We start from the raw sequence: 20,410 nt of genomic DNA on the forward strand, positions 1-20,410 counted from the left end.
TCTCTCTTCTACATTTACTTGTTCAACTGACAAATTGACTAAAGCCATAGCATATCGTAACGCAATGTCTTCAGAATGTTGAAACTGCTCAAAAATTTGTTTGACTGAATTCACAGTCTGTCCTAGTTCTTCTACATTTACTTGTTCAACTGACAAATTGATTAAAGCCCTAGCATATTGTAACGCAATGTCTTCAGAATGTTGAAACTTTAGGGTTAAAATTTCTATTTTTGATACGGTTTCTTTACGCTCCTTGATATCATTTTGCCTGTTTGAAAGATTGTATAAAACCATAGCATATCGTAACGCAATGTCTTCAGACTGCTCAAACTGCTCAAAAATTTGTTTGCCTGAATTAGCAGTATCGTCTAGTTCTTTTATATTTACTTGTTCGAGCGACAAATTGAACAAAACCATAGCATATCGTAACGCAATGTCTTCAGAATCCTTGAACTGCTCAAAAATTTGTTTGATTGAATTAGCAGTGTTTAGTAGTTCCTCAACAATTTCTTGTTTAGCTGACAAATTGACTAAAGCCCTAGTATACTGTAACGCAATATCTTCAGACTGGTTGAACTTTTCAAAGATTTGTTTGACTAAATTAGCTGTATTCCCTCTCTCTTCTACATTTACTTGTTCAACTGACAAATTGACCAAAATCTCAGCATACCGCAACGCAATGCCTTCTGATTCAGGGTATTGCTCATAAATTATTCTTGCTTTTTCTGCTAGAGCTTCGCAGGCAGTCTTATCTGTCTCCTTTGCCGATAAGTCAAAGAGCTTATCTAAATCTGCTAAACTTTGATCCAAATTGTATTTCAGTTCATCCATTCTATGTACCTCGCTTAAAATAGTAGCTATCTTATAAACTAATGTATTTTTTGCATGACAATTAGTTTCTATACATCTTATTATATCAAAAATGCCATTTTTCTGCTAATAGATGGATGGAGCTTTTTGTTAGTATAAGTACCAAAAAAGCCAGACAGAGTCTGGCTTTGCATTATTTATAACTGAGAAGTATTTTAGAATAATTAAAGGATTTTATCCGCCCGATCCACCATAAAGAGTGAGACGGTCATGATGATATCAACAGCTAGAAGAGCAAGGACAGCTGGGATCCAAGATTGGAAAAGGTCAAAACTATAACCAAATAAGGTAGGACCAAAGGCCGCCAAGATGTACCCACCTGTTTGCGCTAGTCCTGATAGCTGAGCTGTCTTTTCTGGCGAACTAGTTTTAAGAGAGAAGCAAACCATGAGGTAGGGGAAGAGGGCGCTGCAGGCCGTTCCAATCAAGAGATGGACGACTAACCAGTAGAGGAAATTATTGGTTGGATACAAGAGCATGGCAATTCCTGTCATACCAGAGAAGGAAATGATTGCCAGCATGATTCGACGGTGACCATCTGATAGACGAGTCGTCAGACTTGGAACAGTCATTGAAAAAGGAATGCTGATCAGCGAGAAGATAGAAGCGAGGAGAGCCACATCACTATTAGAAAGACCAGCACTAATAGCCATAGTTGGCAACCAGGTCATACTTGTATAAAAGAGCAAGGATTGAAGACCGCCAAAGATAATGATAGCCCAGACATCTTTACTTTTTAGAATATTCTCTTTGACTTGCTTTTCTTTTTTGCTTTCTAGGTGGTGGTTGTGGCGATGATTTGGCAACCAGACCAGCAGAGTGACCAGACAGAGAAAGCTGAGAAGGAGGATGAGGCCCTTCCAAGAACTAGCTTGGGTGATAGGGACCGAAAGATAAGAAGCGATAGCAGTTGAAACCCCCATGGCAGTGACATAGAGCGTTGTTAGGAGACTGATCTTTTGAGGCTGATTTGCCTGAATCATACTTGGGAGGAGTACATTGAAAATGGCGATGCTCGCTCCGATGATCAGAGTCCCTAGATAGAGAAGGGGAAGATTGAAAATCCGAATGACAGAGCCAACAGTTAAGAGGAGGAGACAGTAAGTAAAGAGATGTTCCAACCCGATTTTTTGTGCCAAGCGACTCGCAAAAGCAGAGAAAAGAGCAAACATCAAGAGAGGGAGACTGGTTAAAATCCCAAGAGAGCTGACCTCAACTCCTAGCCCCTGAGCAATATCCCCTAAAATGGTTGGAAGAGCAGTAAAAGGAGAGCGTAAAACAGTCCCGATTAAGACAATTCCTAGAACAAAAAAGAGTGATTGTTTTTTCATAAAAACCTCGATAGGATGATTTTAATAACAGCTTATTTTAAGGTTTTTTTCTTACAATGTCAAGGAGAGGACTGCTAAGAAAGTTAGAACGATTTAACTGAAAATAGAGTGAAAAGGGACAGATTTCTTTACCAGAATTTTTCTTGATTTGAGATAAAAATAGGAAACTAGGAAATTTTGTGATAAAATAGTGGAAGGAAATCTATAAATTGGAGAAAAACTGTGTCTGAAAAGCAAAAAATCAGCGTCTTGATGTCGGTCTATGTAAAGGAAAATCCGACATTTTTGAGAGATGCTATCAAGAGTATTCAAAACCAGACCTTGAAACCAAGTGAGCTTGTTCTTGTTGAGGACGGGCCGCTCACGCCCGAACTCTATCAGGTGCTAGATGAAGTGGAAGCGCAGTCAGAGATTCCAGTTAAGCGTTGTCCCTTAGAAGAAAATCAAGGTTTGGGTTTGGCTCTTCGATACGGTGTTTTACAGTGTCAGTACGATATCATCGCTCGCATGGATACAGATGATATAGCGGTAGCTGACCGCTTTGAAAAGCAAGTCCAACTAATGGAACAGGAAAATTTGGATCTTTTGGGTGGACATATTGCAGAATTTATTGACAATCCTGACGAGATTGTTTCTTACCGTCGTGTTCCTACTCAGCACGCAGATATTGTGGCTTACCAAAGGATGAGAAGTGCTTTTAACCACATGACAGTCATGTTCAAAAAGGACATGGTCCTCAAGGCGGGCAACTACGAAGACGGGCTTTATATGGAGGATGATCTCCTTTGGCTCAATATGATTACGGCAGGTGCCAAGACTGGCAACCTAGATCAAATCTTGTGTAAGGTTCGCGTAGGTGCCGGGATGTTTGAGCGTCGAGGTGGCTTGCGTTACCTTAAATTCTATCGTCAAGCTCGCCAACGGATGCTGGAGCGAGGGCAAATTTCTTACATGGAATATGCTAAAAGTGTAGCCATTCAGGCCATTGTTGCACTTTGTCCAGGCTTTGTACGTCAGTTTATTTTTGTAAAATTATTAAGAAAAAATAAATAGTATTGTAAAAGATAAAATAGCCAAAAAATGTTATAATAACAATATATTTAAATTCTTTTAAGAAAGAGTAAATTCCTATGAATAAAAAACTAACAGATTATGTGATTGATCTGGTTGAAATTTTAAATAAACAGCAAAAGCAGGTGTTTTGGGGTATATTTGACATTATTAGTATGGTGGTTTCCATCATCGTGTCTTACATTCTCTTTTATGGTTTGATTAATCCAGCGCCTGTGGATTATGTTATCTATACTGGTTTGGCTTTTCTCCTCTATCAAATCATGATTGGATTTTGGGGGCTCAATGCGAGTATTAGTCGTTACAGCAAGATTACGGATTTTATGAAAATCTTTTTCGGAGTGATGCTCAGTAGTGTGTTTTCCTATGGAATTTGCTACGCTTTTCTTCCTCTATTTTCTATCCGGTTCATCATACTCTTTATCTTATTGAGTACCTTTCTCATCTTACTCCCTCGTATCACTTGGCAGCTGATTTATTCTAAGCGCAAGCAGGGTAGTGGGGAGGGCGAACACCGCCGTACCTTCTTGATTGGTGCTGGTGATGGTGGCGCCCTCTTTATGAACAGCTACCAACATCCAACTAGCGACCTTGAGCTAGTGGGGATTTTGGATAATGATGAGAAGAAAAAGGGACAAAAACTAGGTGGAATCCCAGTTTTGGGCTCTTATGATAATCTACCCGACTTGGCTAAACGTCACCAAATCGAGCGTGTCATCGTAGCCATCCCTTCGCTTGACCCGTCAGAGTATGAACGTATCCTGCAGATGTGTAATAAACTAGGTATCAAATGTTACAAGATGCCCAAGGTTGAGACAGTCGTTCAGGGGCTTCACCAACCAGGTAGTTGTTTCCAGAAAATTGATATCACAGACCTTTTGGGGCGTCAGGAAATCCGTCTCGACGAATCCCGTCTTGGTGCAGAGCTTACAGGCAAGACCATCTTGGTGACAGGAGCCGGCGGTTCGATTGGCTCAGAGATTTGTCGTCAGGTCAGTCGCTTCAATCCCGAACGCGTGATTTTGCTGGGGCATGGCGAAAATTCCATCTATCTCGTTTATCATGAATTGATTCGTACATTCCAAGGGATTGATTATGTTCCTGTCATTGCAGATATTCAGGACTATGACCGTCTTCTACAGGTATTTGAGCAGTATAAACCAGCTATTGTCTACCATGCTGCAGCCCACAAACATGTTCCGATGATGGAGCGCAATCCAAAAGAAGCCTTCAAGAACAATATCCTCGGAACCTACAATGTTGCCAAGTCTGTTGATGCAGCCAAAGTACCTAAGATGGTCATGATTTCGACTGACAAGGCGGTCAATCCACCGAACGTTATGGGTGCAACTAAGCGCGTGGCGGAGTTGATTGTTACTGGCTTTAACCAACGTAGCAAATCAACCTACTGTGCAGTTCGTTTTGGGAATGTTCTCGGTAGCCGTGGTAGCGTGATTCCTGTCTTTGAACGCCAGATTGCTGAAGGTGGCCCTGTAACGGTGACAGACTTCCGTATGACACGTTACTTCATGACCATTCCAGAAGCCAGCCGTCTAGTAATCCATGCTGGCGCTTATGCCAAGGATGGAGAAGTCTTTATCCTTGATATGGGCAAACCAGTCAAGATCTATGACTTAGCCAAGAAAATGGTGCTTCTAAGTGGGCATACAGAAAGTGAAATTCCAATCGTTGAGGTCGGTATCCGACCAGGTGAAAAACTCTATGAAGAACTCTTGGTTTCGACCGAATTGGTTGATAACCAAGTTATGGACAAGATTTTCGTTGGTAAGGTAAACGTGATGCCTCTAGAAGCGATCAATCAAAAAATAGAGGAGTTCCGTTCACTCAGCGGAGATGAGCTCAAAGAAGCAATCATTTCCTTTGCAAATGAGACAACTCATGCTGAGTAAGAGAAGTTGATTAAAAATCTTCAAAATTATAAAAACGCATAAAATCAGGTATTCAAAAACCTTGATTCTATGCGTTTTATCATGGAAAATTTTATATAAGATATGAAATAATGTTGCTTGTTCTTTTTTAAAAGAAAGGGTGGTTGGAGACTTCCATCTCCGTCACTTTTTGCTATTGACTTCTTCTGAAGTTTTTTCGAGATTAATCATCTTATCAAGGTAAAATTGTTTAGTTTTGAGTACTTTGTTGATAGCAATCGCTGAAGCAATCAAAAGAACGAAGGTCAGCCAAATCCAGGCGGTGAATTCGGCTGGGAAACTAGAACCAGCTAAAAAAAGATAGATAGCCAGAGCCAATACGAAAATATAAATCATTTGCCAGAGACCAAAGGATTTAACCTCTTTACAGTATTTGTCCTTGTCTTCTTCCAAGGTCACTGCTGTGGAACCTTTTTCAGAGTTTTCATCCAGTAGTAGATAGTCAGTTGTTACTTGGAAAATCTTGCTTAATTCAATGATTTTTTCGATTTCAGGAAGAACTTGTCCAGACTCCCATTTTGAGATGCTTTGCCGAGAAACATTGATTTGTTCTGCTAGCTTTTCCTGGGACCAACCTTTTTCCTTTCTGAGCTCAAATAGTTTTTCTGCGAGTTTCATCATTCTATCCTCCTTTTTCTACTTCTATCCTAACAATTTTTACTTATAATGAGAATACAATCTCCTGTACTATTTGTCAACCAGAGGTTGCACCTTTTGTTGCAGTCTGTCTTGGGGAAATATGGTATACTAGATAGGCAAAATAATGGAGAAAAAACTATGTACGAATATCTAAAAGGAATCATTACCAAAATCACTGCTAAATATATTGTCCTTGAGGCAAATGGTATCGGTTATATCTTGCATGTAGCCAATCCTTATGCTTACTCAGGTCAGGTTAATCAAGAAACTCAGATTTATGTGCACCAAGTTGTCCGTGAGGATGCCCATCTGCTTTACGGCTTTCGTTCAGAAGACGAGAAGAAGCTCTTTCTTAGTCTGATTTCGGTCTCAGGGATTGGTCCTGTGTCAGCTCTTGCTATTATCGCTGCCGATGACAATGCTGGCTTGGTTCAGGCAATCGAGACTAAGAACATCACCTACTTGACCAAGTTCCCTAAAATTGGCAAGAAAACAGCCCAACAGATGGTGCTGGACTTGGAAGGAAAGGTAGTCGTGGCTAGTGATGACCTTCCTGCCAAGGTCGCAGTGCAAACCAGCGCTGAGAACCAAGAATTGGAAGAAGCTATGGAAGCCATGTTGGCACTGGGTTACAAGGCGACCGAACTTAAGAAAATCAAGAAATTCTTTGAAGGAACGACAGATACAGCAGAGAACTATATCAAGTCGGCTCTTAAGATGTTGGTAAAATAATGGGAATTGCTCGAATTAATCTAGTTGAAGCAAGAAACAGTAGCAACCATGTCAAGATAAAATTTAAAAATGGGAAGGTTGATACACTATGGCTACACTGTACCGTTTTTCCGTTGTTTTGTAATAATTGTCAGCAGAGCCAAACAGGATTATTCTTGCATTGTGGTTCCCGCTATGGTCAAGTTGGCTCATTTCCTTGTGAATTTTGTGGCGCAAGTATTGCTTTAGTAGATAATGACAACATAGTAGATAGTATAAGGGTGAATGATGAACCTTGTTCTTTCGAAAAACTCTACCTGTTAAGAGCAGACTACATTGAATGGTTTGAAGAATGGTATGGTATAACTCTGGCTTCAGAAAGTTTATTTGAAGGTTGGACTGATTGGATGTCTGTAGACCAGCTTCGAGAACAGATTGAAACATTAACTGGAATAGAAACAGATGATGGTGTAAGGTATCAAACGGATGAGAGATTTAACCCTCTACCACCAGATATTAATCGTTGGATTAATCTATTGGATAAGTCGAGTATCCCCTTACCTGGCTATGTTTTAAAGATTGGAGAATAATATGACAAAACGCTGTGGTTGGGTTAAAATGAACAACCCTTTATATGTAGCCTATCATGATGAGGAGTGGGGCCAACCCCTTCATGATGACCGTGCTCTTTTTGAGTTGCTTTGTTTGGAAACTTACCAGTCGGGTCTATCTTGGGAAACGGTACTAAACAAACGCCAAGGATTCCGAGAAGCATTTCATGGCTATCAAATTCAAGCGGTCGCGGAAATGACAGATGGGGAGTTGGAAGCCTTGTTAGAGAATCCAGCCATCATTCGAAATCGTGCCAAGCTCTTTGCGACGCGTGCCAACGCCCAAGCATTTTTACAAGTTCAGAAAACCTACGGCTCTTTTGACGCTTATCTCTGGTCCTTTGTTGAGGGAAAAACGATCGTGAATGATGTTCCTGACTATCACCTAGCACCTGCTAAAACAGCCTTGTCTGAAAAATTAGCCAAAGATCTAAAAAAACGAGGTTTCAAGTTCACAGGTCCAGTCGCCGTTTTAGCTTTTCTACAAGCAGCAGGTCTGATTGATGACCATGAGAATGATTGTGAGTGGAAAAACGGTAATTAGTGAGTGCAGGCGTCTAATTATCTGAGAATATAGAAAAAAGCTGAGAAATTCCTCTCAGTTTTTTCATTATATGCTAGTAACTTTTATAGTGCAGTGAGAAATGTCAGTCCACCTAAGACAACGCCAGCTGAGTTTGGAATAATTAGTATCCAATCCTTCTTAGGCTCTTTTGTCCACCCGTAAATAACCCAAATTAAACAAGATACTGCTGCGGATAAAGGCTGGAATGGTTGAGCTTTGTTGCCTTGTAAATTGGCAAAAATTTGTGGGATGTAGGCGATAAATACAATAATCCCGATAAAGGCCCCGATTGAACCGACAATTTGATTTATTTTTTGTTTAGTCATATACACCTCCTTCAAAAGGATATCATAGAAATAAGCAAAATGCAATAAATTCAGACACAAATTGTAACGAAAATCAATACCAAAGCACAAAAATGGAGAAATTGTTTATTTTTTGTTATAGTCAAAGCGAATGACTTGCTCCTGTGCATCCACATAAGCGTGAACGCCAAAGGGAACAATGGCTCTTGGAGTTGCGTGGCCGACATTCAGATTATAGACAATCGGGATATTGTTATCAATGATATCCAATAGTGCCTCTTTATAGTCGTCATAGAAAGTTTCATCCATAGGTTTTCCGACCAAGAGTCCACTGATGACCTCAAATACCCCAGTTTCTTTCAAAGCCTGTACCATCTTTTTGAAGTTTTCCGGCTCAGGCTTTTCTTCGCTTGTTTCTAACAAGAGAATCTTTCCTTCCCAGTCGGATAAGTCAGGGAAGAGTTTGTACTTTTGGCAGAGGTCCGTGCTGTCTGCGTATCGAGAATTGTCAAAGTTATCATAGAGAGACTCAAGGCAACCACCGAGAATTTCTCCCTCAAACTGAGCATTTCCTTGTAACAAGTCAAAACCGGTATTTGCATGACTGACACGAGCTGTTCCTAGGGCCTTGGGACTAAAGTCAGTCCGTTCCTCATACCAAACGTCGCTAGGGCGGATTTCTGAGATTTTTCCTGTTTCGATCAGTTCTTTAAAGTAGTGGAGACTATAGGGTAACATCTCCTTGTCCAATTCACAAATGTCGGCTAGAAAGGATTGCCCATAAAAAGTCTTGACTCCCAGTTTGTGCAACATGAGATGGTTCATGGTTGTATCCGAGAAGCCAAGAAAAATCTTTGGCTTGATAACCTTTTGAAGCTGGTCGTTTTCAAAAAGATAAGGTAGCAAACGATAGGTATCATCCCCACCGATGGCGCATAGGATCATGTCGATGCTATCGTCCGAAAAGGCCTGCATCAAATCCTCTGCACGTGCCTCAGGATGGTCCTTGATAAAGTCTAAACCTTTTAGCGAATGGGGCAAAAAGACAGGATTGAGTCCCAAATCCTTGAGACGTTGGAGACCCAAGTCGACTTCGTGTTTGACAAAATCCTCTCCAATAACACCGCTAGACAAACTAACGATACCAATAGTAGAAACCATATCTCATCCTCCTAGAAATAGATTGAGCCTATTTTATCATAAAAGGTGAGAGAAAACTATAAGGAATAGACTCAGAAGTGCTATTGGATTTCAAGAAAGCAAGTAAAAAAGCAACCGCCTGTGCAGTTGCTTTTTGTTTTTTTCTAATCTGTAATCTCACTAGATATGAGTTACTTGGTCAACTCTTGATTATAGGAGAGGGCTAAATCAATCCAGTAAGGAAGTTCTTTTTGACCTTCTATATCTAGGTCTATATAGCCATGATAAGGTCGCCCTCTCATCAATGTAGTATGAGCTCCTGTTTGGGGTAGAACTTGCTTTTCCATTTCTTTGCCAATTCTCACCATAACCAGCTCGTCCTTTCTGGAACTGACAGTGATGGCCATTTTCCCACGAATCATAAAGGCCAGGCCACCAAACAGTTTCTTTTCCTCTAGCTCTTCTTCGAAAATTTGGGGAGGAAGTTTAAGTGCTAGGATTTTTCGAATCTGCTGAACTAAAGATTGACTATATGCCATAGATTTTCACTTTTCTTAATAACGTGATGGGCCCGCGCTTGCACTTCGGATATTGAAGCGTTTTTTGAGATAGAAGCGAAGAGCAAGAAGCACTGCTCCGATGATAGCAAGTGTAATCGGAGGAAGGACAGGATTGAGGTTGGTTGGTAGGAAGTTTGTTCCAAAGAGCACTGCCAACCAAACTAGCATAGAAATTAGAATAATGAGAAACGATTTCCAGAATGGAGGACGTTGGCTACGCTCTACATCGGGACCATAGTAGCGATAGATGAAGTGGTACATCCAGTAAAAGGCAATTCCTCCAACGATACCCACAAACAATAGAGTAATTAAACCATAGCCGACAAACTGATCGGGAGAGATGGTTGTTGTAAGGGCGCTGATGAGCGCAAATAAACTAGTGATGAAAAGGGCTGAGTCCATAATCATGAGTTTTGGATTATCATTTTCTTTTGGGTGCTCTTTTTCATATTGTTCCTTCAAAGTGAAGTTATGAGCCCATTGAGTTGGTGCTCCGTAAAGGGTACGAGCAGGCACCCCCTTAGACTGTTCTTTAAGAATCTCTGGCATAATTTCGTTGAAAATAGCATTAATTTCAGCCTCTGTTTTGCCATCTTTGAGAAACTGTTGTGTGGCAATATGGATAAAATGTTTATTTTTCTTAGTTAGTTTTTGTAAATCAATCTGAGACATAGGGATTCCTCTTAGAACCATTTTTTATGGATGAGATAGAGAGTGAGCGAGACACTCATAGCAAAGGCGATAAAGACGATTAACCAGAAGGCGTGTGGCTCACCATTCAGAGGGATTTCATTATCCTTAAAGTTCATCCCGTAGGCTGAGAAGATCATGGTCGGGACAGACATGACGATGGTCACGAGAGCCAGAGTTTTCATGATGTTGTTCTGGTTGTTGGAAATGATAGAGGCAAAGGTCTCTGTCATAGAGTGAAGGACGTTTCCATAGATATCTGCCATCTCGATGGCCTGTTGGGTTTCAATCAGGGTATCTTCGAGTATGTCCTCGTCCTCTAAGTATTTTTTGATATTGCTGGTTGCGCTGGTCAATTTCTTGATTACGCGCTCGTTTGTTTTTAGTGAGGCCTTGAAATAGACGATGGTCTTTTCCAATTCCATGAGTTCAATCAATTCTTCATTTCGAGTGGATTTATGCAGTTGGCTTTCGATTTGTTCGCTCTTGCGATCAATGGAACGAAGGGCAGTTAGATAAAGTTCGGCATTGCGGTAAAGGAGTTGAAAGATAAAACGTGACCGCATGAAGGTATAGAAATTACGCAACCTACGATTGATAAAGACATCAAGAACAGGGAGGGATTCCAAACAAGTAGTGATGATGGTTTCCTCGGTGATGATAATCCCTAGCGGAATCGTTACGTAATAGGTGCGGTTGTTTCTCTCTTCTGTGACTGGAACGTCTACGATAATCAAAGTGTACTCATCTTCGATGGTAATACGGGACATTTCTTCCGCATCAAGCGGTGCTCGAAGGTCGGCAATGTCAATGTCAAAGGCGTTGGCGATTTCCACCGATTCATTTTGTGTAGGATTGACGAGGTTGATCCAAGTGCCCGGTTCAAGCGTGTCGATCTCTTTAAATTCAGTTGTTGTTGAGAGAAAAACTTGTTTCATATCCCCTATCCTTTCCTACTATTCAGTGATTCATTTTTTGCACCGTACTATTATACTATAAAAACAGTTTTTTGGGTAATAGAATTTCACATTTTTTGGTATAATGGAAAGCAATAATGGACTAGAAAGAACAAAGATGCAAGATAAAATTGTGATTCATGGGGCACGTGCCCATAACTTAAAAAATATTGATGTGGAGATTCCGCGAGACAAGCTAGTTGTTGTGACTGGTTTGTCAGGTTCTGGGAAATCCAGTCTGGCCTTTGATACCCTCTATGCTGAGGGCCAACGTCGCTATGTAGAGAGTCTATCAGCCTATGCTCGCCAGTTTTTGGGCAACATGGAAAAACCAGATGTGGATGCCATTGATGGCCTTAGCCCGGCTATTTCCATTGACCAAAAAACAACTAGCAAAAATCCTCGTTCGACCGTGGGAACGACGACTGAAATCAATGATTATCTGCGTCTCCTCTACGCACGTGTGGGGACGCCTTACTGTATCAACGGGCACGGGGCCATCAAGGCCTCTTCTGTAGAGCAAATCGTGGATAAGGTCTTGGAATTGCCAGAACGTCAACGTCTGCAAATTTTAGCTCCTGTTATTCGCAAGAAAAAAGGGCAACACAAGAGTGTCATTGAAAAGGTTCAGAAAGATGGTTATGTCCGCGTCCGTGTGGATGGGGAGGTCTATGATGTGACTGAAGTTCCAGAGTTGTCCAAGAGCAAGCAACACAATATTGATGTTGTGGTCGACCGTATTGTCATCAAGGAGGGCATCCGTAGCCGTCTCTTTGACTCCATTGAGGCTGCCCTTCGTATTGCAGAAGGTTATGTCATTATCGACACCATGGACGATTCGGAGTTGCTATTCTCTGAGCACTATGCCTGCCCGGTTTGTGGTTTTACCGTACCAGAGTTAGAGCCTCGTCTCTTCTCCTTTAATGCTCCTTTTGGTTCTTGTAGTGAGTGTGACGGTTTGGGCATCAAGCTGGAGGTGGATACTGATTTGGTGGTTCCTGATGCCAGCAAAACCTTACGTGAAGGAGCGTTGGCACCTTGGAATCCTATCTCATCCAACTACTATCCAAACATGCTAGAGCAGGCTATGATAGCCTTTGGAGTAGATATGGATAAGCCTTTTGAGGATTTGTCAGAAGAAGATAAGAACTTGATTCTCTACGGCTCAGATGGCAAGGAATTCCATTTCCACTATGAGAATGAATTTGGTGGTGTGCGCGATATCGATATTCCTTTTGAGGGAGTTGTCAATAATATCAAGCGTCGTTACCATGAGACTAATAGTGACTACACGCGCACCCAGATGCGCCTCTACATGAATGAGCTGACCTGTGGAACTTGTCACGGCTACCGTCTCAATGACCAGGCCTTGTCTGTCCGTGTGGGCGGTGAGCAAGGACCTCATATCGGTGAAATCTCAGACCTGTCTATCGCAGACCACTTGGAGTTGGTGAGTCAGCTGACCTTGTCTGAAAATGAAGCCATCATCGCCCGTCCCATTCTCAAGGAAATCAAGGATCGCTTGACCTTCCTCAATAACGTAGGCCTCAACTATCTGACGCTGTCGCGTTCGGCAGGAACCTTTTCAGGTGGGGAGAGTCAGCGTATTCGCTTGGCGACTCAGATTGGGTCTAACCTATCAGGTGTCCTCTATATCCTGGATGAGCCGTCGATTGGTCTTCACCAGAGGGATAATGACCGCCTGATTGCCAGTCTGAAAAAGATGCGTGACTTGGGCAATACTCTCATCGTGGTGGAACACGATGAAGATACCATGCGTGAGGCGGATTATCTGATTGACGTTGGTCCGGGTGCCGGTGTTTTTGGTGGGGAGATTGTCGCCGCAGGTACGCCTAATCAAGTGGCTCGCAACAGTAAGTCCATCACAGGTCAGTACTTGTCAGGGAAACGTGCTATTCCAGTTCCAGAAGAGCGCCGTACCGGAAATGGTCGTTTTATCGAAGTGACGGGTGCGTGTGAGAACAACTTGCAAAATATTACCGCTCGCTTCCCATTAGGAAAATTCATCGCGGTGACAGGTGTGTCAGGTTCAGGGAAATCGACCTTAATCAACAGCATCCTCAAAAAAGTCATTGCCCAGAAGCTCAACCGCAATTCAGACAAACCTGGTAAGTTTAAGACGATTACAGGGATTGAGCATGTAGACCGCTTGATTGACATTGATCAGAGCCCTATCGGACGAACGCCGAGGTCTAACCCTGCTACCTATACGGGAGTTTTTGACGATATACGTGACCTCTTTGCTCAGACAAATGAAGCTAAGATTCGAGGCTACAAGAAGGGCCGTTTCAGTTTCAACGTCAAGGGTGGTCGTTGTGAAGCCTGCTCAGGTGATGGGATCATCAAGATTGAGATGCACTTCTTGCCAGATGTTTATGTGGCTTGTGAAGTCTGCCACGGAACCCGCTACAACAGTGAGACCCTAGAAGTTCATTACAAGGAAAAAAATATCTCGCAGGTCTTGGATATGACGGTCAACGATGCGGTGGAATTCTTCCAACATATTCCCAAGATTCAACGCAAACTTCAGACCATCAAGGATGTGGGGCTGGGCTATGTAACGTTAGGACAACCAGCTACCACCCTTTCAGGTGGAGAAGCCCAGCGTATGAAGCTGGCTAGTGAACTCCACAAACGTTCAACAGGTAAGTCATTCTACATTCTGGATGAGCCAACGACCGGGCTTCATACTGAGGATATCGCTCGCTTGCTTAAAGTCCTGGCTCGCTTTGTCGACGATGGGAATACTGTCCTCGTCATTGAACACAATCTGGATGTCATCAAGACGGCAGACCATATCATCGACTTGGGACCTGAAGGCGGTGTTGGTGGAGGAACCATCATTGCAACAGGAACTCCAGAAGAAGTAGCGGCCAATGAAGCCAGCTACACAGGACACTATTTGAAAGGAAAGTTACATCATGAATAAACGTGTGCAAGCATTTTTAGCTAAAATGCAAGAAAAAGAACTAGATGGCATCATCATCAACAACCTTAAAAACGTCTATTACCTGACCGGCTTTTGGGGTTCGAACGGAACAGTCTTTATCAGCCGTGACCGTCAGGTCTTGGTGACAGACTCTCGCTATATCATTGCAGCTAAGCAAGAAGTGACAGGTTTTGAGATTGTGGCTGACCGTGATGAATTGGCTGTTATTGCAGGCATTGTTAAGGATATGGGCTTGTCTCGGGTCGGTTTTGAGGACGAGATTGCGGTTTCTTATTACCACCGTATGCAGGCAGCTTTTGCAGGGATCGACTTGCTTCCACAGACTCAGTTTGTTGAAGCACTTCGTATGATTAAAGATGAGAAAGAGATTGCGACTATTCGCAAGGCTTGTTCTATCTCAGACCAAGCTTTTCGCGATGCACTTGACTTTATCAAACCTGGAAAAACTGAGATCGAAATTGCCAACTTCCTTGACTTCCGTATGCGGGAGCTAGGAGCATCTGGCTTGTCTTTTGATACCATTTTAGCAAGTGGTATCAACTCTTCAAAACCCCATGCTCATCCGATGCACAAACCAGTTGAAGTTGGAGAAGCCATTACCATGGACTTCGGCTGCCTCTACGACCACTACGTCAGCGATATGACACGTACCATTTATCTCGGTCATGTCAGTGACGAACAGGCAGAGATTTACAATACGGTTCTAAAAGCCAACCAAGCCCTGATTGACCAGGCTAAGGCAGGATTAGGTTTCCGTGACTTTGACAAAATCCCTCGCGATATTATCACCGAGGCAGGCTATGGCGACTACTTTACCCACGGTATTGGTCACGGTATCGGACTGGACATCCACGAAGAACCTTACTTTAGCCAAACTTCGAAAGAAGTCATTAAATCTGGTATGGTCTTGACTGATGAACCGGGTATCTATATTGAAGGTAAATACGGGGTTCGTATTGAAGATGATATCTTAATTACAGATAACGGTTGCGAATTGTTGACTCTAGCTCCAAAAGAATTAATTGTTATTTAAGAAAATTATGATAAATCATTGACTTTTATATTTTAAAGGTTTATACTGATAGACGAAAACGGTAGGTGAGGCTACCATAGGGATACGGATGACTACCGCAAAGCAGTGGAGACACTACTCGTTGGTCAACAGTCCTGGTCGCGAAGGCCAAGACTAAGCTCATTTCATTGCCCTATGGAGTTAAAGCTTGAACGAAAAAACAGATAATTAGTTTTTCAATCCTGCCATTTTATGGCAGGATTTTCTACTGTTTTAGAACAAGGAAAGGAGACAAACGATGCAAATTGACGATCATCCAGAACCGCACATACACAGCCAATCGCTGATTTGTGTCGTTCTGCCCTTATAAAGTGATTGGTCTCTGTGTATGAAACACATCATTCATACAGATAGGAGAAACCAATGAAAACTACAAAAGAAAGATTAGCAGCAGCTATTCACACACCCTTAAACGAAACTCTATCTTTTTATAAGACAAGTCTAATAGGCTTGACTGAGGAGCAGGTGGAGAAAAATCGTGACCTATATGGCGAAAACATCATTACCAAGGGTCAAGAAGACAGTATCCTCAAAAAGATTTACGAATCCATCATCAATCCATTTACAATCATCCTGCTGGTCATCGCTATGATTTCTATGGTGACCAATGTCTGGTTGGCGAAGCCTGGACAAGAAGATCCGACGACCTCTATCATCATCGTCGTTCTCGTTCTAATCTCTGGTGGCATACGCTTTGTCCAAGAATTGCGGAGTGACAAGGCTGCGACCAATCTATCAAAAATGATTGTGAATACAGCCACAGTTATTCGCGAAGGCCAGAGTTTAGAGGTCGCAATTGAAGATTTGGTCGTTGGAGATATAGTCAAATTAAGTGCTGGGGATATGATTCCAGCAGACCTCATTTTAATTGAATCACGTGATTTCTTTGTCCAACAGTCTGGTTTGACAGGTGAAAGTGACTCGGTTGAGAAACTAGCCTTGTCAAAAATGAGTCAGTCAAACTTTGATAGTCTACTAGAAGCAGAAGCGCTCGCCTTTATGGGAACCAATGTGATATCAGGAAGTGCCAAGGCTTTGATTCTAGCAGTCGGTGATGACACCATGATGGGAGAAATTGAGCAGACTCTCAATACCTATGACGAACCGACCTCTTTTGAACGGGAGATGAACAGCATCTCTTGGCTCTTAATCCGTTTGATGTTAGTCATGGTTCCCATCGTCTTTCTCTCCAATGGCCTGACAGATGGCGACTGGCTGGAAGCAGGTGTGTTTGCACTGAGTGTTGGTGTTGGATTGACACCTGAGATGCTTCCTATGATCATCACGGCTAGTTTAGCAAAAGGCTCCATTATCATGGCCAAGGAAAAAGTCGTCATCAAAAAACTCAATGCCATACAGGACCTAGGTGCTATTGATATCCTGTGTACGGATAAAACAGGAACCCTTACCCAAGACGAAATTGTCCTTGAATATCCTTTGGATATACATGGAGCTTTGGATTTGTCTGTGTTGAGACGTGCCTATCTCAATTCCTATTTTCAAACGGGATTGAAAAACTTGATGGACCGTGCCATTATCAGTAGAACTGAAAAAGAAGCTAAAGAACACGCTATTCTACAAAATTTGGATACTAGCTTCCAAAAAATAGATGAATTGCCCTTTGATTTTGAACGCAGACGAATGAGTGTCATCGTCAAGGATGAGAACGAAGTTGTTAGTTTGGTAACCAAGGGTGCCCTAGAGGAAATGATTGCGATTTCAACCCATGTGGAATATCAAGGTCGGATTAGCCCTCTGACGGATGATATCCGAGTGGAAATCTTAAAAGAAGTAGATCAACTTAATCAACAGGGATTGCGAGTCTTGGGAGTCGCCTATAAAACAGGCCTAAAAGAAGGTTTTGCTTACTCCGTTGAAGATGAAAAGGAGATGATTCTAACAGGATATCTTGCCTTTCTAGATCCACCAAAACCATCAGCAGCACCTGCTATCCAAGCTTTGTTAGAACACGGTGTTCAAACAAAGATCTTGACGGGAGACAATGAAAAGGTAACCCAAGCAGTTTGCGAAAAAGTTGGTTTAGACGTTGATCAAATCTTGCTGGGTTCTGATATTGACGCCATGACGGACGAAGAGTTGGCCCAAGCAGTCGAGAAAGTAACCGTCTTTGCCAAACTCTCTCCTGATCAAAAAGCACGAATCATCTTACAAATCAAATCCAACGGACATTGTGTCGGCTATATGGGGGATGGGATCAATGATGCCCCTTCTATGAAAGTAGCAGATGTGGGGATTTCTGTTGACACAGCAGTAGATATTGCCAAAGAAACCGCTGATGTCATTTTGCTAGATAAAGATTTGATGGTGCTTGAAAAAGGTCTGGTTGAAGGGCGCAAAGTTTATGCCAACATGACCAAATATATCAAGATGACGGTCAGCTCTAATTTCGGGAATATTCTTTCACTCTTAGTGTCAGGTATCTTTTTACCTTTCCTTCCTATGGCTCCGATTCACTTGATTGTGTTAAACCTAGTTTACGATCTTTCTTGTATCGCCTTGCCATTTGATAATGTGGATGAAGACTTTTTGAAGCATCCTCATAAGTGGGAAGCTCAGTCCATTACTCGTTTTATGATTTGGATGGGTCCGATTTCTTCTGCCTTTGATATTTTGACTTTTATCTTGCTCTATTTTGTCATTGTTCCAATGGCGACAGGCCAAGCCTATGTTCATGGAGCAGAGTCGGCAACTAGTTTTATCATTTTGTTCCAGACAGGTTGGTTCATTGAATCTATGTGGTCCCAAACCATGGTTATCCATATGCTTCGTTCAGCAAAACTTCCTTTCTTACAAAGTCGTCCGTCATGGTTTGTTCTTGGAACAAGCTTGCTAGCAGCTAGTTTTGTGACCTTTCTTCCCTACTCTTCAATTGCGAGCCTTCTTCATTTAACCCCTTTGGAACCAATTTATTTCCTCTTTTTGCTTTTGATAATCGTTCTTTATATGATTAGTGTTACAGTTGTGAAACGAATCTATATCAAAAAATTTAAAAGTTGGCTATAAATTGATTTTGTCAAGAAAAAAGTACGAAAATAGCGAAAAAAGTCAAAAATTTTTAAAAATAGGTCGCAAGTCGGATGTTTTTTATGGTATAATAGATTAAACTGATAGTAACATGTAGCGAAAGGGGTAGGTACATGATTAAAATTTATACAGTCTCCAGTTGTACCAGCTGTAAAAAAGCAAAGACCTGGCTCAATGCCCACCAGTTAAGTTATAAAGAACAAAATCTTGGTAAAGAAGGAATTACAAGAGAAGAGTTATTAGACATTCTAATGAAAACAGAGAATGGAATTGCTAGTATTGTATCATCAAAAAACCGCTATGCGAAAGCTTTGGGAGTTGACATTGAAGATTTGAGTGTCAATGAAGTGCTCAACTTAATCATGGAAACACCGCGGATTCTAAAAAGTCCGATTCTTGTGGATGAGAAGCGTCTGCAAGTTGGCTATAAAGAGGATGATATCCGTGCTTTCTTACCACGCTCTGTCCGTAATGTAGAAAATGCAGAAGCACGTTTGCGTGCAGCTCTATAAACGTCAAGGCTGGGGGATTTCCTAGCCTTGTTCGTTTTTTAATCTAATAATCATGTGAGGAAATATGAAAAAAATAGTCATCAGCACAGCGGTTCTTCTTCTCCTGCTTGCAGGATGTGGGCAAAAGAAGGGAACAACTGCCACTTCAAAAACGTCATCAGAAGATCTCCAGTCTACTTTGCCTGTTTTAGAGAATGCCGAGAAGAACACGGTTGTGACCAAAACCTTGCTTCTCCCTGAGTCAGAAGGAGGTGTCAAACAAACTCAAACAATTACTTATAGAGGAAAGCAATTTTTAAAATTGGTTATCCGACAGACGCGACCAATAAGTGAAGAGATGAAGTCTTTTATTGCTGATCATGGTCTTGAAGCTACAAAGAAAGCCTTCGCAGAAGCGGAGGAGAAAGATGAAAGTCTCCAAGAAGCACGTAAGTTAGAAGGTTTTACGGTTGAGACTCAGTTAATCAGCGAGACAGAGATGGAAACTACGACGACTTATGATTTTCAAATTTTAGATGTCAAAAAGGCGGCGCAAGTAGAATACCTAAAAAATATTGGCTTAGAGAGTCTTTTGAAAAATGAACCAAGCCAATATATCGAAGATAGAATAGCAAATGGAGCGACAGAAGAGTAGAAAATCCAAATAAATAGACGGACTTATTTGTAGAACGTAAGGAAATATGTTATAATGGTACTATTTTAAGGAAAGAGGGTGTTGGAATGGGATTTACTGAAGAAACTGTACGGTTTAAATTGGATGATTCCAATAAAAAAGAGATTAGCGAGACGTTGACAGATGTCTATGCTTCTTTGAATGAAAAGGGTTATAATCCGATAAATCAAATCGTCGGTTATGTATTGAGTGGAGACCCTGCCTACGTTCCTCGTTACAACAATGCACGAAATCAAATCCGCAAGTATGAGCGTGATGAAATTGTTGAAGAATTGGTACGCTACTACCTTAAAGGACAAGGAGTCGATCTATAATCTATGAGAATTATGGGATTGGACGTCGGTTCAAAAACGGTAGGAGTTGCCATTAGTGACCCACTAGGTTTTACGGCTCAAGGCCTTGAAATTATCCAAATCAATGAGGAACAGGGCCAGTTTGGCTTTGAGCGTATCAAGGAATTGGTTGATAGTTATAAGGTGGAACGCTTTGTAGTAGGTTTGCCTAAAAACATGAATAATACCAGCGGTCCGCGAGTAGAAGCCAGTCAAGCATACGGAGCAAAATTAGAGGAACTTTTTGGTTTGCCAGTAGACTATCAAGATGAGCGCCTGACGACGGTTGCTGCTGAGCGTATGTTGATTGAACAAGCAGACATCAGTCGTAACAAGCGAAAAAAAGTCATTGATAAATTAGCTGCTCAGCTGATTTTGCAAAATTATTTAGATAGAAAATTTTAAGA

The 20,410-nt window shown here is 41.7% G+C and carries 19 protein-coding genes, 1 pseudogene and 1 riboswitch; of the genes and pseudogenes, 12 read left to right on the top strand and 8 right to left on the bottom strand.

Features of this window, described 5'->3' with window-relative positions:
* Both K1I97_RS09570 and K1I97_RS09575 read right to left on the bottom strand, forming a co-directional pair.
* Positions 1-831 (bottom strand): annotated as a pseudogene (locus K1I97_RS09570) (hypothetical protein); the annotation flags it as partial.
* A gap of 203 nt (positions 832-1,034) precedes the next feature.
* Positions 1,035-2,201, bottom strand: coding sequence for a CynX/NimT family MFS transporter (locus K1I97_RS09575; RefSeq protein WP_223331819.1), 1,167 nt, complete (start codon positions 2,199-2,201; stop codon positions 1,035-1,037).
* A gap of 222 nt (positions 2,202-2,423) precedes the next feature.
* Between K1I97_RS09575 and K1I97_RS09580 the strand changes: the two genes are divergently transcribed.
* Both K1I97_RS09580 and K1I97_RS09585 read left to right on the top strand, forming a co-directional pair.
* Positions 2,424-3,254 carry a glycosyltransferase gene (locus K1I97_RS09580; protein ID WP_223331820.1) on the top strand — a complete coding sequence of 277 codons (831 nt, stop codon included), beginning with the start codon at positions 2,424-2,426 and terminating at the stop codon, positions 3,252-3,254.
* A 77-nt stretch (positions 3,255-3,331) separates the two neighbouring features.
* Positions 3,332-5,182: a nucleoside-diphosphate sugar epimerase/dehydratase gene (locus K1I97_RS09585; RefSeq protein ID WP_223331821.1), complete on the top strand. Its 1,851-nt coding sequence runs from the start codon at positions 3,332-3,334 to the stop codon at positions 5,180-5,182.
* Between the two features lie 162 nt (positions 5,183-5,344).
* On the opposite strand, the gene K1I97_RS09590 is transcribed toward K1I97_RS09585, so the two are convergent.
* The gene (locus tag K1I97_RS09590) at positions 5,345-5,839 is read right to left on the bottom strand and encodes a helix-turn-helix domain-containing protein (protein ID WP_223331847.1); all 495 of its coding nucleotides are present in this window, start codon (positions 5,837-5,839) and stop codon (positions 5,345-5,347) included.
* A 159-nt stretch (positions 5,840-5,998) separates the two neighbouring features.
* Between K1I97_RS09590 and ruvA the strand changes: the two genes are divergently transcribed.
* Genes ruvA through K1I97_RS09605 form a run of 3 tightly spaced genes read left to right on the top strand, consistent with a single transcriptional unit; the run spans position 5,999 to position 7,726 of the window.
* Positions 5,999-6,592, top strand: coding sequence for a Holliday junction branch migration protein RuvA (gene ruvA, locus K1I97_RS09595; protein ID WP_000273410.1), 594 nt, complete (start codon positions 5,999-6,001; stop codon positions 6,590-6,592).
* Positions 6,592-7,161, top strand: a complete 570-nt coding sequence (locus tag K1I97_RS09600; RefSeq protein ID WP_223331822.1) for a hypothetical protein — start codon at positions 6,592-6,594, stop codon at positions 7,159-7,161. Before ruvA ends, K1I97_RS09600 begins: the two co-directional genes overlap by 1 nt.
* A gap of 1 nt (position 7,162) precedes the next feature.
* Positions 7,163-7,726 (top strand): DNA-3-methyladenine glycosylase I, encoded by a 564-nt coding sequence (locus K1I97_RS09605; RefSeq protein WP_223331823.1) that lies wholly within the window; start codon positions 7,163-7,165, stop codon positions 7,724-7,726.
* 83 nt (positions 7,727-7,809) lie between these two features.
* Here K1I97_RS09605 and K1I97_RS09610 read toward each other — a convergent pair whose 3' ends face one another.
* From K1I97_RS09610 to K1I97_RS09630, 5 genes are all read right to left on the bottom strand, one after another.
* Positions 7,810-8,073, bottom strand: a complete 264-nt coding sequence (locus K1I97_RS09610) for a SemiSWEET family transporter (protein WP_000166112.1) — start codon at positions 8,071-8,073, stop codon at positions 7,810-7,812.
* 105 nt (positions 8,074-8,178) lie between these two features.
* Positions 8,179-9,213, bottom strand: coding sequence for a S66 family peptidase (locus K1I97_RS09615; RefSeq protein WP_223331824.1), 1,035 nt, complete (start codon positions 9,211-9,213; stop codon positions 8,179-8,181).
* Between the two features lie 170 nt (positions 9,214-9,383).
* Positions 9,384-9,731 carry a TfoX/Sxy family protein gene (locus K1I97_RS09620; protein WP_223331825.1) on the bottom strand — a complete coding sequence of 116 codons (348 nt, stop codon included), beginning with the start codon at positions 9,729-9,731 and terminating at the stop codon, positions 9,384-9,386.
* Positions 9,732-9,746: 15 nt separating this feature from the next.
* Positions 9,747-10,424 carry a DUF1129 domain-containing protein gene (locus K1I97_RS09625; protein WP_223331826.1) on the bottom strand — a complete coding sequence of 226 codons (678 nt, stop codon included), beginning with the start codon at positions 10,422-10,424 and terminating at the stop codon, positions 9,747-9,749.
* A gap of 11 nt (positions 10,425-10,435) precedes the next feature.
* The gene (locus K1I97_RS09630) at positions 10,436-11,380 is read right to left on the bottom strand and encodes a magnesium transporter CorA family protein (RefSeq protein WP_223331827.1); all 945 of its coding nucleotides are present in this window, start codon (positions 11,378-11,380) and stop codon (positions 10,436-10,438) included.
* A 136-nt stretch (positions 11,381-11,516) separates the two neighbouring features.
* Between K1I97_RS09630 and uvrA the strand changes: the two genes are divergently transcribed.
* From uvrA to ruvX, 7 genes are all read left to right on the top strand, one after another.
* Positions 11,517-14,348 (top strand): excinuclease ABC subunit UvrA, encoded by a 2,832-nt coding sequence (gene uvrA, locus K1I97_RS09635; RefSeq protein ID WP_223331828.1) that lies wholly within the window; start codon positions 11,517-11,519, stop codon positions 14,346-14,348.
* A complete protein-coding gene (locus tag K1I97_RS09640; RefSeq protein WP_223331829.1) occupies positions 14,341-15,402 on the top strand; it encodes a M24 family metallopeptidase in 1,062 nt (353 codons plus the stop codon). Before uvrA ends, K1I97_RS09640 begins: the two co-directional genes overlap by 8 nt.
* Before the next feature lie 55 nt (positions 15,403-15,457).
* Positions 15,458-15,609: riboswitch (M-box (ykoK) riboswitch) on the top strand.
* Between the two features lie 195 nt (positions 15,610-15,804).
* On the top strand, positions 15,805-18,465 hold the full coding sequence (gene mgtA, locus K1I97_RS09645; RefSeq protein WP_223331830.1) for a magnesium-translocating P-type ATPase: 2,661 nt from the start codon (positions 15,805-15,807) through the stop codon (positions 18,463-18,465).
* 134 nt (positions 18,466-18,599) lie between these two features.
* The gene (gene spx, locus K1I97_RS09650) at positions 18,600-18,998 is read left to right on the top strand and encodes a transcriptional regulator Spx (RefSeq protein ID WP_223331831.1); all 399 of its coding nucleotides are present in this window, start codon (positions 18,600-18,602) and stop codon (positions 18,996-18,998) included.
* Between the two features lie 64 nt (positions 18,999-19,062).
* A complete protein-coding gene (locus tag K1I97_RS09655) occupies positions 19,063-19,632 on the top strand; it encodes an SP0191 family lipoprotein (RefSeq protein ID WP_223331832.1) in 570 nt (189 codons plus the stop codon).
* Positions 19,633-19,718: 86 nt separating this feature from the next.
* Positions 19,719-19,985 carry an IreB family regulatory phosphoprotein gene (locus K1I97_RS09660; protein ID WP_000507060.1) on the top strand — a complete coding sequence of 89 codons (267 nt, stop codon included), beginning with the start codon at positions 19,719-19,721 and terminating at the stop codon, positions 19,983-19,985.
* Positions 19,986-19,988: 3 nt separating this feature from the next.
* A complete protein-coding gene (gene ruvX, locus K1I97_RS09665) occupies positions 19,989-20,408 on the top strand; it encodes a Holliday junction resolvase RuvX (RefSeq protein ID WP_223331833.1) in 420 nt (139 codons plus the stop codon).
* Positions 20,409-20,410: the final 2 nt, after the last annotated feature.

Origin of the sequence: Streptococcus oralis (assembly GCF_019929345.1) — a bacterium.
Lineage (GTDB): Bacteria > Bacillota > Bacilli > Lactobacillales > Streptococcaceae > Streptococcus.

Excerpts from the sequence above, each read along its gene's own strand:
- K1I97_RS09575 (WP_223331819.1), bottom strand. The coding sequence starts at position 2,201 with ATGAAAAAACAATCACTCTTTTTTGTTCTAGGAATTGTCTTAATCGGG.
- K1I97_RS09585 (WP_223331821.1), top strand. The coding sequence starts at position 3,332 with ATGAATAAAAAACTAACAGATTATGTGATTGATCTGGTTGAAATTTTA.
- K1I97_RS09590 (WP_223331847.1), bottom strand. The coding sequence starts at position 5,839 with ATGAAACTCGCAGAAAAACTATTTGAGCTCAGAAAGGAAAAAGGTTGG.
- ruvA (WP_000273410.1), top strand. The coding sequence starts at position 5,999 with ATGTACGAATATCTAAAAGGAATCATTACCAAAATCACTGCTAAATAT.
- K1I97_RS09600 (WP_223331822.1), top strand. The coding sequence starts at position 6,592 with ATGGGAATTGCTCGAATTAATCTAGTTGAAGCAAGAAACAGTAGCAAC.
- K1I97_RS09605 (WP_223331823.1), top strand. The coding sequence starts at position 7,163 with ATGACAAAACGCTGTGGTTGGGTTAAAATGAACAACCCTTTATATGTA.
- K1I97_RS09610 (WP_000166112.1), bottom strand. The coding sequence starts at position 8,073 with ATGACTAAACAAAAAATAAATCAAATTGTCGGTTCAATCGGGGCCTTT.
- K1I97_RS09615 (WP_223331824.1), bottom strand. The coding sequence starts at position 9,213 with ATGGTTTCTACTATTGGTATCGTTAGTTTGTCTAGCGGTGTTATTGGA.
- K1I97_RS09620 (WP_223331825.1), bottom strand. The coding sequence starts at position 9,731 with ATGGCATATAGTCAATCTTTAGTTCAGCAGATTCGAAAAATCCTAGCA.
- K1I97_RS09625 (WP_223331826.1), bottom strand. The coding sequence starts at position 10,424 with ATGTCTCAGATTGATTTACAAAAACTAACTAAGAAAAATAAACATTTT.
- K1I97_RS09630 (WP_223331827.1), bottom strand. The coding sequence starts at position 11,380 with ATGAAACAAGTTTTTCTCTCAACAACAACTGAATTTAAAGAGATCGAC.
- uvrA (WP_223331828.1), top strand. The coding sequence starts at position 11,517 with ATGCAAGATAAAATTGTGATTCATGGGGCACGTGCCCATAACTTAAAA.
- K1I97_RS09640 (WP_223331829.1), top strand. The coding sequence starts at position 14,341 with ATGAATAAACGTGTGCAAGCATTTTTAGCTAAAATGCAAGAAAAAGAA.
- mgtA (WP_223331830.1), top strand. The coding sequence starts at position 15,805 with ATGAAAACTACAAAAGAAAGATTAGCAGCAGCTATTCACACACCCTTA.
- spx (WP_223331831.1), top strand. The coding sequence starts at position 18,600 with ATGATTAAAATTTATACAGTCTCCAGTTGTACCAGCTGTAAAAAAGCA.
- K1I97_RS09655 (WP_223331832.1), top strand. The coding sequence starts at position 19,063 with ATGAAAAAAATAGTCATCAGCACAGCGGTTCTTCTTCTCCTGCTTGCA.
- K1I97_RS09660 (WP_000507060.1), top strand. The coding sequence starts at position 19,719 with ATGGGATTTACTGAAGAAACTGTACGGTTTAAATTGGATGATTCCAAT.
- ruvX (WP_223331833.1), top strand. The coding sequence starts at position 19,989 with ATGAGAATTATGGGATTGGACGTCGGTTCAAAAACGGTAGGAGTTGCC.